Source organism: Corallococcus exiguus (genome assembly GCF_009909105.1).
GTDB lineage: Bacteria > Myxococcota > Myxococcia > Myxococcales > Myxococcaceae > Corallococcus > Corallococcus exiguus.
The window spans coordinates 353180-365243 of record NZ_JAAAPK010000005.1 but is presented as its reverse complement, the minus strand read 5'-3'; the positions used below and the strand labels follow the sequence as shown (position 1 = coordinate 365243).

Annotated in this window: 11 protein-coding genes; 9 read left to right on the top strand and 2 right to left on the bottom strand. The window is 71.0% G+C overall.

All coding sequences use genetic code 11. The features are described from left to right. The first annotated feature begins 235 nt into the window (after positions 1-235). The 3 genes from GTZ93_RS21675 to GTZ93_RS21665 all read left to right on the top strand — a co-directional run bounded on the left by GTZ93_RS21675 (position 236) and on the right by GTZ93_RS21665 (position 2968). Positions 236-961 (top strand): GTP-binding protein, encoded by a 726-nt coding sequence (locus tag GTZ93_RS21675; protein ID WP_120561098.1) that lies wholly within the window; start codon positions 236-238, stop codon positions 959-961. Continuing rightward, the gene (locus GTZ93_RS21670) at positions 958-2454 is read left to right on the top strand and encodes a sensor histidine kinase (protein WP_139922443.1); all 1497 of its coding nucleotides are present in this window, start codon (positions 958-960) and stop codon (positions 2452-2454) included. The genes GTZ93_RS21675 and GTZ93_RS21670 overlap by 4 nt, the downstream gene beginning before the upstream one ends. A gap of 160 nt (positions 2455-2614) precedes the next feature. After that, positions 2615-2968: an SH3 domain-containing protein gene (locus GTZ93_RS21665; protein WP_120579084.1), complete on the top strand. Its 354-nt coding sequence runs from the start codon at positions 2615-2617 to the stop codon at positions 2966-2968. 10 nt (positions 2969-2978) lie between these two features. On the opposite strand, the gene GTZ93_RS21660 is transcribed toward GTZ93_RS21665, so the two are convergent. Together GTZ93_RS21660 and GTZ93_RS21655 are read right to left on the bottom strand one after the other, a co-directional pair. Further along, the gene (locus GTZ93_RS21660) at positions 2979-4322 is read right to left on the bottom strand and encodes an MgtC/SapB family protein (protein ID WP_120579083.1); all 1344 of its coding nucleotides are present in this window, start codon (positions 4320-4322) and stop codon (positions 2979-2981) included. Positions 4323-4403: 81 nt separating this feature from the next. Continuing rightward, complete coding sequence (locus tag GTZ93_RS21655) at positions 4404-5540, bottom strand: aquaporin (protein ID WP_306464230.1); 1137 nt, start codon at positions 5538-5540, stop codon at positions 4404-4406. Positions 5541-5656: 116 nt separating this feature from the next. On the opposite strand from GTZ93_RS21655, the gene thiL reads away from it, so the two are divergent. The 6 genes from thiL (at position 5657) to GTZ93_RS21620 (ending at position 12027) form a co-directional block, all read left to right on the top strand. After that, positions 5657-6619, top strand: coding sequence for a thiamine-phosphate kinase (thiL, locus tag GTZ93_RS21650; protein WP_139922446.1), 963 nt, complete (start codon positions 5657-5659; stop codon positions 6617-6619). A 64-nt stretch (positions 6620-6683) separates the two neighbouring features. Beyond that, positions 6684-8057, top strand: coding sequence for a methyl-accepting chemotaxis protein (locus GTZ93_RS21645; RefSeq protein WP_161662960.1), 1374 nt, complete (start codon positions 6684-6686; stop codon positions 8055-8057). Between the two features lie 49 nt (positions 8058-8106). Further along, positions 8107-8529, top strand: coding sequence for a chemotaxis protein CheW (locus GTZ93_RS21640; protein WP_120578197.1), 423 nt, complete (start codon positions 8107-8109; stop codon positions 8527-8529). A gap of 71 nt (positions 8530-8600) precedes the next feature. After that, positions 8601-8969, top strand: coding sequence for a response regulator (locus tag GTZ93_RS21635; RefSeq protein WP_014400067.1), 369 nt, complete (start codon positions 8601-8603; stop codon positions 8967-8969). 68 nt (positions 8970-9037) lie between these two features. Beyond that, positions 9038-11440, top strand: a complete 2403-nt coding sequence (locus tag GTZ93_RS42170; RefSeq protein WP_167548265.1) for a chemotaxis protein CheA — start codon at positions 9038-9040, stop codon at positions 11438-11440. After that, on the top strand, positions 11437-12027 hold the full coding sequence (locus tag GTZ93_RS21620; RefSeq protein ID WP_120599424.1) for a chemotaxis protein CheC: 591 nt from the start codon (positions 11437-11439) through the stop codon (positions 12025-12027). Before GTZ93_RS42170 ends, GTZ93_RS21620 begins: the two co-directional genes overlap by 4 nt. The last annotated feature ends 37 nt before the right edge of the window (positions 12028-12064 follow it).

Genomic DNA, 12064 nt, shown 5'->3' with positions numbered 1-12064 from the left:
GTCCCCCCGTACCCATGCACGCGATCATTCCGCGCGCATTGTTCTGTTTTCCGTGTGGGGAGACGTCCTCCTCCCAGGCGGGGAGCCGGAACTTGTCGAAACGCCGCCTACGGGCGCGTCATTCCGGGAAGACGCGTCCTGCTCCGCCGTCTGGACTGCGAGCGGCCTTCCGCGCGGAGCGTGAGGCCATTATAAAACCCCTGTCCGGGTCCCCCTCGGTCCGAGTTTAAGCCCCTTGCAACTCAACCACGCCCAGCGCGAGCTGACGCTCAAGATCGTCTATTACGGCCCCGGGTTGAGCGGGAAGACGACGAACTTGCGCAAGCTGCACGCGCGGGCGCGGCCGGACGTGCGAGGGCGCCTCCTGTCGGTGGATACCCACGACGACCGGACGCTCTTCTTCGACCTGCTGCCTGTCTTCTTCTCCACCTCCACGGGCTTCAAGGTGAAGGTGAAGCTCTTCACCGTGCCCGGTCAGGTCATCCACAACGCCACGCGGCGGGTGGTGCTGCAGGGCGCGGACGCGGTGGTCTTCATCGCGGACAGCCGGCGCGGGGCGGCGCAGGAGAACAACGCCTACTGGCGCAACCTGCAGGAGAACCTGCGGGAGATGGAGCTGGATCCCACGCAGGTGCCGGTGGTCATCCAGTTCAACAAGCGCGACCTGCCCGACAGCCTCACGGACGAGGAGCTGGCGGAGGTGCAGCGCCGGGGCAGCCAGCCGGTGGTGGGCTCCGTGGCCGTGCGAGGCGAGGGCGTGGTGGAGACCTTCCACGCCGTGGTGCAGACGGCCTGGCGCGCGCTGGAGGGCCGGGCGCAGCTGTCGCGCAACGTGGGCTTGAGCGAGGAAGAGTTCCTGGGGCAGATCTTCCGTCACATCGACCTGAGCGGCACGGCGCTGGAGGGGCGGTACGGCCCTGGCGCCATGCCTGGCGGCAGGGAGAGCGGGAGGGCGCCATGAACGGCGCGGCAGGCGGAGGATCCCGGAACACCGCGAGCGCGCCCCGGCGTGAGTCCGCGCTCCAGCGCCGGCTGTCGCTGGGGGACCTGCTGGACCTGCCGTCCTTCACGGAGGTGGTGAAGGGCTTCAGCGACCTGTACCGCGTGGGCATCAAGGTGTTGGACACGCGCGGCAACAAGCTGGCGGACGTGAAGGTGGGCCACGGCGACTTCTGCGCCTACGTCTTCTCCTTCCCGGATGGACGCCACGCGTGCACCGCCATGGTGGGCCGGGTGAAGGACGGCCCCGTGCTGCCGGAGTCCGGCGGGCGCGTGGCGGACGGAGACGTCTCCGAGGCTGCGGGCCTCATCGCGCTCACCTGCTTCACCGGCCTGCGCTACGTGGTGATGCCGGTGCGCTGGGACGGCGACCTGCTGGGCCGGGTCATCCTGGGGCCCTTCACGCCAGAGGAGCTGACGGACTTCCCGGAGACGCTCACCAGCATCCACGGCCTGGACCTGGAGCGCGCGCAGGAGCTGCTGGGCCGCGTGCGTCGCGTACCGGAGCGCACCGCCGCGCAGGTGCTGGGCCACTTTGGTCAGGTGCTGGGCGCGCTCGTGGCCAGCGGGCAGAAGGCGTACCTGGCCACGCACCTGCATCTGGAGTCCACGCTGGAGGTGCACCGCGAACTGGAGGCGCAGAACGCGCGGCTGCTCCAGGCGAACGCGCGGCTGAAGGAATTGGACCGGCTGAAGTCCACCTTCCTGGGCACGGTGAGCCACGAGCTGCGCACGCCGCTCGCGTCCATCCTGGGCTACTCGGAGATGATGGCGGAGGGGCTGGCGGGGCCGCTCAACCCGGAGCAGCTCCAGTACGTGCGCACCATCGTGGAGAAGGGCGAGACGCTCCTCTCGATGATCTCCTCGCTGCTGGACCTGAGCCAGATTGAAGCCGGGCGTCTGCGCCTGTCCATGGCGCCGGTGGACCCTGGCTACGTCATCCAGACGGCGGTCTCCAGCGTGCTGCCGCAGGCGCAGCGCAAGGGCCTGGAGCTGGAGGTGCGGCTGCCGCACACGCCGCAGCCCCGGCTGGCGGGTGACTTGGACAAGCTGCGCCAGGTGGTGGTGAACCTGCTGGCCAACGCGGTGAAGTTCACGCCCGCGGGCGGCCGGGTGAAGGTGACGCTGTCGGACGCGGCGATGCAGCAGGAGCTGGGCGTGCCCGGCTACCGCATCAGCGTGGAGGACACCGGCGTGGGCATCCGCGCCGAGGAGTTCGAGCGCATCTTCCAGAGCTTCTACCAGGTGGACGGCAGCTCCACGCGCGAGTTCGGCGGCGCGGGACTGGGCCTGGCCATCGTGAAGAGCCTGGTGGAGGGCCATGGCGGCCGGGTGCGCGTGGAGAGCGAGTTCGGCCACGGCTCGCGCTTCATCGTCCAGCTGCCGCTGCACCCGCCCATGCAGGAGCGCGGATTGACGGCCGCGCCTCCCATGACGGAGCCGGACCGCTTCTAAAGGCAGACAGCAGCATGCCGCGGCGCGCCAGCTACGGTGCAGGCGGATGGCTGGATTTATGTCCGGAATTTGTAGTTTATACGTCTTAAGCTTGATTCCTAATTAAAGCTGTATAGTCTGTTTTCTGTAGTTCCCAGCCCCCCTGACATTGGAGTTGCCCATGAAGACGTTCTCGATCCGCGCGTTCGGCGTGGCTGCGTTCGCTATTGCCGGTCTGACGGTGGGCTGTGGTGGCGCGCCGGAGGACATGGAGGCGCAGCCGCAGGATGGTACGCAGGTGAACGCGCCTGCCCAGGAGGAGAACAACGACCGCCCGGTGCACGCGAAGTACTTCCGCTGGGTGTGCAACGCGAACACCGTGGGCCTGCGCACCTCGCCGGGCGGCGCCGTGTACGCGCAGATCAACTACGGCGAGGGCGTGGAGGTGTACAGCCGCGACGGCAACTGGATGTACGTGCAGCGCCTGTCCACCGGCCAGTGGGGCTGGACGGACGCGACCTACTTCTGCGTCTGAGCCTCCTTCGCTAGTCCGCGTGGGGCTGTTCGGAGGCGTGGGGCTTGAACAGCTCCGCGCCTCCGGCGTCCGCCGGAAGGAACGTGGGCAGCCGCGTCTGCACGAACGCGCCCACGAGCCCCAGCAGCATCACCACGCCCAGCGCGCGGCCCAGCCGCAGCGTGAGCGACCGCTGCTCCGACACGCGCGCCACGAGGATGAAGTTGATGGCGGCGCTGGCGAGCGACGCGATGATGGCGCCCACTCCTGCCGTCGTGGGGGAGATGGTGCCGTTGGCGCACAGCGACGCGGCGGACGCCACCGCGGACGCGCTGGACACCAGTCCGCCCACGGCGCTCACCGCGTAGAAGCCCCAGCGGCCCAGCAGCGTCTGGCCCACGGTGCCCACCACCTGGAGCGCCAGGAAGATGAGGCCGAACTTCAGCGCGGACGGCAGCGAGAAGGGCGACTTCAGGGGCAGGGCGGGAGGCTCGGCGCTGGGCGTGGCCTCCACGCGCGAGCGCATCAGCGCCAGACCCGTGCTGGACAGGAGGATGAGGACCAGCGGGATGGCGGAGTCCACCAGCGCGCGGAACGAGAGCAGCCCCAGCAGCACGGCGTTGCGCAGCGCCATGGCGGCGGTGGCCAGCATCACGCCCCGGTAGGCCACGTCGAGCAGGCGTCCGGAGGTCTCGCGCACGCGGTTGGCCAGCTCCGCCACGGTGACGGTGCTGTTGACGAGCCCGCCCAGGAACCCCGTGACCTCCACGCCGTGCGTGCCGAACACCTTCCACAGCATGTAGTTCACGAAGCCGATGGCCGCGATGAGGATGACGGTCACCCACGCGGCGCGCGGCTCGATGAGGCCCCACGGGTCCACCGGCTGCGAGGGCAGCACCGGGTAGATGGCGAAGGCGAGGATGGCCAGCAGGATGGCGCTGCGCAGCTCCTCGGCGGTGATCTTGTGGCTGAAGGTGGCCATCCGCTCCTTCCACGCGAGCAGGCCCGCCGTCGTCACTCCCACCGCCGCGGGCGTCACCGTATGACCCAGGCCGCACAGCACGCCGGCGAAGCCCGTGACGAGCAGCGCGGCGGACGTGGTCAGCTCCGCGCCGCCGTTGGCGCGCAGGGACTGCCAGTTGAGGAAGCACAGCAGCACGCCCAACAGCGCGAGGCTGAGCAGCGCGAAGTTCGGGCCCAGGAGGCCGCCCATGCCGCCCAGCAGCGCCGCGAAGCCGAACGTGCGCAGGCCGGCCTCCTTGCCACGCCACTCACGCTCCAGCCCGACGAACAGGCCCACCGCGAGCGCGAGCGTCAGCCGCATCAACGTCTGCAGCGGTGGCCAGGAGACGACGGGGGGAAGACCTTCCATCATGCGAAAACCTCTCTCGGACCGTCATGCTCGCGTGTCGGGCCGACGTCAACGCCGCACCCCGTCACGCGAAAGGGCCCCGCGTCAGGTGAGGGCGCGAGGGCCTTCGGGGGCGGGTCCGCCACTGACGACGTGCAGCCGCTCCCAACCTTGTCGCGCCAGGAGCTGGTGCAGCCTCGGCCGCAGCGCCGCCTGGAGCGCCTTTGCTCCGGCCTCCTCCTTCAACGACAGCGCGGGAAGTGACCAGCGCTCGCGCACGCGGGCGTCCATGCCCGGGGCATGGTCCGCGACGTCGATGAGGACGTAGTGCGACGCGGGCACGTTCCGGTCTCGCAGGGGCGCGGCGCGCAGGTTCGCCTCCCGAATCAGCGTCTCCACCGCGGGAGGCGGCCCGTCATCCAGGCCCGAGCCCGGCGGCGGCGACACCACCGCTCGCGCCCGGTCCGGGTGCGCCAGCGAGTTGAAGAGGGCGGCGGCCAGGTGCGCCGGCCCTGCTTCCGCGCACTCGAAGACGACGGTCTCCACTGCCGCCGTGGGGGCGGGTTTCGGCGTGCTGCCCAAGAGCCACCGGAAGAGGAACACCGCCAGCGCCGCGCCCAACAGCTGCGCCGCGACGAAGGACTCCACCTCCCACGGACTCATCACGCCCACGTGAGCGCTGGCCGCGCGCGCCAGCACCAGCGCCGGGTTCGCCAGCGAGCGCGAGTCCGTGAACCACACTGTCGCCGCCACGTACCCCGCGATGGCCAGCGGCGTCGCGGACGGACGCGTACGCACGCAGCCTCGCACCACCACCAGCAGCCCGAACGTGGCCACCATCTCCGTGAGGAACCGCGCCCCGTCCGCCGCGGGCACCCTCGCGGTGAGCAGCAGCGGCTCATTGCACATGCGGTGCGCCACGAGCCTGCCCACCAGGCTGCCGGACAGCTGCGCCAGCGCGTACAGCGGCACCTCGCGCCAGGGCGTGCGGTCCCCCAGCGCGTCCGCGAAGGTGAGCGCCGGATTCAAATGCGCGCCCGACAGCGGACGCAGCACCCACAACAGGCACGCCAGCACCGCGCCGCAGGACAGGGACATGAAGAGGCGTCCCTCCGTGGCGCTCGCGCCCAGGTGCTCCGCGACGTGGTGCGACCCCTCCAGCGCCACCACCACCAGCCCGCAGCCCAGCGCTTCCGTCACCAGCCGGCGGCGCAAATCCATGGGTGTGGCGGAAGAGGGCACTCCCTGTCCTATGCCTGGGAGGTCCGACACCGTCAACGCCACGTGCCTCCATCCCGCTCGCCCGTTCGCGGGTCGTCATTGCGTCCCCCGGCGCGAGCGTGGTCTTCAGTGCCGCCATGCCCGGCGAGTTCGACCTCATCCAACGCTTCCTCGCCTGCTTCCCGCGCGCGCGGGTGCCGGTGGGCCCGGGGGACGACTGCGCCGTGCTCGCCCCGTCCAAGGGTGCGCTGTGCGTCACCACCGACGCCGTGGTGGAGGACGTGCACTTCACCCGCGCGACGTTCTCCGCCGCGGACATCGGCCACAAGGCGCTCGCGGTGAACCTGTCGGACCTAGCCGCCATGGGCGCCACGCCGCGCTGGTTCGTCTGCGCGCTCGCGCTGCCCCGGGACTTCCCCGCCCGTGAGCTGTCCGCCATGGGCCGGGGCATGGCCGCGCTCGCGAAGGCCCACCGCATCATGCTCGTGGGCGGCAACTTCACCTCCGCGCGCGAGGTGTCCGTCACCCTCACCGTCACCGGGGAGCTGTCCCACGCGCCCATCACCCGCTCGGGCGCCCGGCCCGGCGACCTCCTCTATGTCTCCGGCACGCTGGGCGACGCGCGCCTGGGACTCCAGCACCTCCAGGCCGGCGTCCGGCGGGGCGCGGCCGTGAGGCGCCAGCGCCGCCCCGAGCCCCGCATCGCCCTGGGGAAGCTGGCCGCGCGCTTCGCCTCCGCCGGGATGGACGTGTCGGATGGACTGGCGCAGGACCTGGGCCACCTGTGCGCCGCGTCCCGGGTGGGCGTGGAACTGGAGCTGGACCGGCTGCCCCTGTCGCCCGCCGTGCGCGCGGCGCTGGGGCCGGAGGGTGCCTTGCGGGGAGGGGAGGACTACGAACTGCTACTCGCCGTCCCACCTTCGCGCATGCAGGCGTTCGAGCGTGCGTGCGCCCGCGCCGGGCAAAAGGTGACGCGCATGGGAGTGCTCACCCAGGAGCAGACGTTGCGAATTCGAGACGCGGGGGGGCATCTTCTGACCCCTCCGACGGGATTCGATCACTTCGCCCGGTCAAGCAGGCAGATCCGGCCGGATGATTGACCCGTACCAGACAGCAAGGCTAAACCCCTGGGCTGTTTTCCGCCCCTCCCGCTGAAAGCACCCCGTGCGCCGCCCCCTTCGCGACGACCCCTCCTCTGGCCTCACCCCCCGACGCGAGCCGGTGCAGCGACTGCTGCGCGCCGTCGATGGCCCCAAGGCGGTTCGCGAGCAGTCCCTGCACCGGAAGATCACCACCGGCTACATCCTGCTGGGCCTGCTGCTGGGCACGTGGCTGCTCTGCACGGAGAGCCTCTTCGACGCGTCCTGGGGCCGCTGGAGCTTCATCATCCGGGTGGGCGTGGGCGTGCTCATCACCTTTGGCGGCGCCACCTTCCTGCCGTCGCTGCTGGCGCGCGTCACCCGCGTGAAGGTGCTCAGCCGCTCCGCCTTCGAGATTTCCCAGGGTGATTTGTCCAAGCCCGTGGCCGCGGAGGTGCACAGCACCCGCGACGAAATCGACGAGCTGACGGGCGCCATCTCCCGCATGCAGGAGAACCTGCGCGAGCTGGTGGGCAAGATTCAAGACACCGCCAAGAGCGTGGCGGACACCGCCATCGACCTTCAGCGCAGCGCGGAGAACGTCAACGGGTCCACGGAGGAAGTGGGCTCGTCGATGGAGAAGATCGCCAGCGGCGCGGAGACCCAGTCGCAGCTGGTGTCGCAGGCCTCCAAGGTCATCACGGAGATGGCCGGCAGCATCCAGCGCACGGCGGCCAGCGCCCTGGACGCGGCCCGCACGTCCGCGGAGACCAGCAGCAGCGCGGAGGACGGCTCCAAGGCGGCGCGGCTCGCGGGCGACAAGGTGAAGAAGGTCTTCAACCGCATCGAGTCCGCCAGCCAGCAGGTGTTCGCCTTCGGCGAGAAGACGCAGGAGATTTCGAAGATCGTCGACGCCATCACCCAGGTGGCGCAGCAGACGAACCTCCTGGCCCTCAACGCCACCATCGAAGCGGCGCGCGCGGGCGAGTACGGCCGCGGCTTCGCGGTGGTGGCGGATGAAGTGCGCAAGCTGGCGGAGAGCGCCGGCCGCTCCGCGGAGCAGATTTCCCGCCTGGCGCGCGACATCTCCGGCCAGTCCACCTCCGTCGTCAGCGCCATGAAGGAAGGCATCGCGGAGCTGGCCGAGGGCCGTGAGGACCTCACCGACATCATGCGCTCCATGGGGGCCATCACCGACACCGCCCGCAAGGGCGCGGAGAAGGTGACGCTCATCTCCGACAGCACCCGCGACCAGATGAAGGGCAGCGAGGAGATGGTGAAGGCCATCGAGGAGATCAAGCTCGTGGCGAAGAACAACGCCAGCTCCACGGAGGCCATCCAGGCCGTCATCCAGGAGCAGACGGCCGCGGTGTCGCGGATGACGTCGCTGGCGAGCGAGCTGACCAACCTCTCCGTGGAGCTGCAGAGCGTGGTGCGCAGCTTCCGCCTGGGGCCCTGAGCGCCCCGTCCCCCGCCTGTCGCCGCCTTGCGGCACAAGGGCCTTCACCGTGCGGCACGTCATCTTCCGGGTCGAGAAGGAACGCTACGGGTTGCCCTTGTCGGCCGTCCGGGAGGTCGTGGTCCCCCCGGAGCGCTACACCCGTGTACCGCGGGCCCCGGCCGCCATCACCGGGGTGATGAACCTGCGCGGCCGGGTGGTGACGGTGGTGGAGCTCCGCCAGCTGCTCCACCTGCCAGAAGGTCCCACGCCCCTGTGCCGTGTCGTGCTACTGGACCGGGGTCGCAGGGATTTGGGCCTCCTTGTGACGGATGTGGACGGCATCGAAGCGGTGGAGCGCGTCAGCGCCGCGCCGGGCAAGGCCATGCCCGCGGTTCGCGGCGTTGCCCGCCTGGGCGGTCTGGGAGTGACCGTGCTGGATCCGGAAGGACTTGATGCGGCGGTCGTTGCCTTGTTCACTCCCTCCAAGTGAGTAGCCCCCCGGAAACGGCCGGTGATAGGGTGCGCTCCCTCTAGGCCTGAAACGGAGGCGGAGTTCTTCACATGGCTAAGCGGGTGCTGGTCGTCGACGACGCCATCTTCATGCGCAACATGATCAAGGACATCTTTGCGTCTGGAGGGTTCGAGGTCGTCGGTGAGGCGGCCAACGGCCTGGAGGCCGTGGAGAAGTTCAAGGAGTTGAAGCCGGACCTCACGACGATGGACATCGTGATGCCCTTCAAGAGCGGCATTGAAGCCACGCGGGAAATCATCAAGGCCGACAGCAGCGCGGTCGTCATCATGTGCTCGGCGCTCGGACAGGAGAGCCTGGTGATGGAGGCCATCGAGGCGGGTGCCTCGGACTTCATCGTCAAGCCGTTCCGGGCGGAGGACGTGCTGGCGGTCGTGAAGAAGGTGCTGGGCGAGGCCTGAATCGGCGCGCAAGGGACCGCTCCCGCCCGGGTCGCGGCCCCTTCCGCCTGTGAAGGAGGTGCCGGGTCATGACGATGGACATGTCCCGGTATCTGGGCCTCTTCATCTCGGAGGCCACCGAGCACCTGGAGGCGCTCGGACGGGACCTCGTGGAGCTGGAACGCGAGGCCACCGCCAGCACCGTGGACTCGATGTTCCGGCACGCCCACTCGGTGAAGGGCATGGCGTCGTCCATGGGCTTCGAGCCCATCGCGATGCTGGCGCACCGGGTGGAGGACCTGGTGGACGCGGTGCGGCAGGACCGCAAGCTCCTGGACCGGGACCTGGTGGACCTGCTGCTGAGCGCCACGGACACGCTGACGGCCCAGGTGCGCGCCGTCTCGTCCAACCGCGAACCGGAGCAGGCCGAGGGCTTGCTCAATCAGTTGAGCACCCGCGTGCAGTCGCTCACCGGCCACGCCCCCGCCGCGACCCGCGTGGCCCAGGTCACCGCCCTCAAGCCCGCGACCCCGTCCGGAGGAGATGACGGGGAGGGCTCGGGAGGGGGCGAGGGCCCTTCGGGTGCCTCGGGTTCGGGGACGCCGGGTGGCTCCGCCGGGCCCGCGTCGGGTTCGGGGACGCCGGGCAGCGCGGCCGGTGCCTCGGGAGCCTCTGGCGCCGAGGCTTCGGGCTCGGGAACCTCCGCGTCGAGCGGGGCCGGGCCTTCGACTCCGGGAACCTCCGGTTCGGGAACGTCCGGCGGTGACGCGGCCTCTGGGACAGCCAGTCCGGGCGTTTCCAGCGCGGCGCCGCCCTCCGCCCTGGCGGTGATGCCGCCGGCCACGCTCATGCCGCCTCGCGACCTGAGCGGTCCGGAGGCCCTCTACGGTGTCCCGGCCGCGCGGTCCCTGGCGGTGTTGCCGGAGAACGACCTTTCCACCTCCGTGGTGGCGCTGGCCTCGGGGCTCAAGGCCGCCGCCAGCGGCGTGGACGGCAAGGCCGGCGCGCCCCGCTGGTCGGTGCGCCTGCGCATCTCCCCCACCTGTCAGGTGCCCGGCGTGCGCGCGTTCCTCGTGCACAAGCGGCTGTCCTCCCTGGGCACGCTGGTGGACCTGCGCCCCCCTCTGGAGGAGCTCAAGGCCGGCCGCATCCCGGACGGCTACATCCAGGTGGACGTGGAGACCGGCGTGGGCGACGCCGGCATCCAGGCGGCCCTGCGCAACGTGGCGGAGGTGGAGGTCGTCTCCGTCGCCCCGGCCGTCCCGGAGCCGCCCGTGCTCCCCGTGGCCGCGCCCGCGTCGGACCCGGCGCGCGCCACCGCCGACGCGGGCTCCCGCACGGTGCGCGTGCGCACGGAGCTGCTCGACTACTTCCTCGACACGGTGGGTGAGCTGATGCTCGCCACCGCGCGCCTGCGCGAAGTGGGCAAGGTGCTGCCGGAGAACACGCGCCCCGCGCTGGAGGAGGGCGTCTACCGGCTGCACACGCTGGTGAAGGACCTGCACGACAAGGTCATGAGCGCGCGCATGACGCCGCTGTCGCTCATCACCGACCGGCTGCCCCGCGCCGCGCGCGACCTGGCCCGCCGCAAGGAGCGCGAGGTGGAGCTGGTCATCACCGGCGCCGAAATCGAGCTCGACCGCGCCATCCTCGACGAGCTGGCCGACCCGCTGCTGCACCTCTTGCGCAACTGCATCGACCACGGCCTGGAGTCCCCGGAGGAGCGGGCGGCCGCGAAGAAGTCCGCGCGGGGCCGCGTCACCGTCACCGTGCGCCGTGCGCGCGACCGCGTCATCATCGACATCGAGGACGACGGCCGGGGCATGGACCCCGCGAAGCTCAAGGCCTCCGCGCTCAAGCGCGGGCTCATCACCGAGGACGCCGCCCATCGCATGGCGGACCGCGACGCGTTCCTCCTGTCGTGCCTGCCGGGTGTCTCCACCGCCAAGGACATCACCGACATCTCCGGCCGCGGCGTGGGCATGGACGCGGTGAAGCGCGTGGTGGAGAGCGTGGGCGGCACGCTCGAAATCGACAGCGAGCGCGGCCGGGGCACGACCTTCACGCTGCGCCTGCCGCTCACCGTCGCCGTGGTGCACCTGCTCCTCGTCGAAGTGGGCGAGGAGGTGTTCGGCCTGCCCATCGCCAAGGTGGTGGGCGCCACGGAGGCGGATCCCCAGTCCCTGAGCAAGAGCCGAGAGACGGCGCTCCTGCCGCACGGCAATGGTCTGCTGCCGGTGCACGCGCTGGAGTCGCTCCTGGGCGTGCCTGCGTCCCCCATGCCCGGCTACCGGCCCTTCGTGGTGATGGAGGGCGACGCTGGCACCGGCAAGGTGGCGCTGGCGGTGGATCGCCTCCTGGGGCAGGAGGAAGTCGTGCTCAAACCCTTGTCCCGTCCCCTGGACTTGCTGCCGGGACTGTCCGGCGTGACCATCCTGGGCAGCGGTCGTCCCGTGTTCATCCTGGACGTCCCGAGGTTACTGACCGCGTGAGCCCCCCCCTGCCCAGTGACGCGCAGCTCGACGCCCTGCGCGAGGTGGCCAACATCGGCTGTGGACACGGCGCCAACGCCCTGGCCCGGCTGGTGGGTGGCCGCGTGGACCTGTCCATCCCCGAGGTGCGCGTCACGGACGCCACCCAGGGCCCCGCGCTCTTCGCGGACGACGCCCCCGCCGTCGCCGTGCGCCTGGGCATGACGGGAGAGCTGCGCGGCGCGCTGGTGCTGGCGCTGCCGTCCGTGGACGCGGAGGCGTTGGAGACCGCGCTGGTGCGAGGCCACCCCGCGTCCCCCGAGGAGCGCGAGAGCGCCCTTGCCGAGGCGGCGAACATCCTCGCTAGCGCGTGCCTGTCCGCCATCGGGCGGTTGACGGGCTGGCGGCTGCTGCCCTCCGTGCCCCAGCTCCAGCGCGGGCCGGTGCGGCCGGTGCTGGCGGGCGTGCTGGGCGACGTGGAGCCGGGGCCGGGCGTGGTGCTGGCGGCGCGCTTCTCGGCTTCGGGGCCCACGCCGCTGGGCGGACAGATGCTGCTGGTGCTGGAGCGCGGGAGCGCCCAGGCGCTGCTGTCCCGGCTGGGCCTCTAGGTCCGCCTGGAGGCGCGGGGGCGGCTGGGGTAGACCG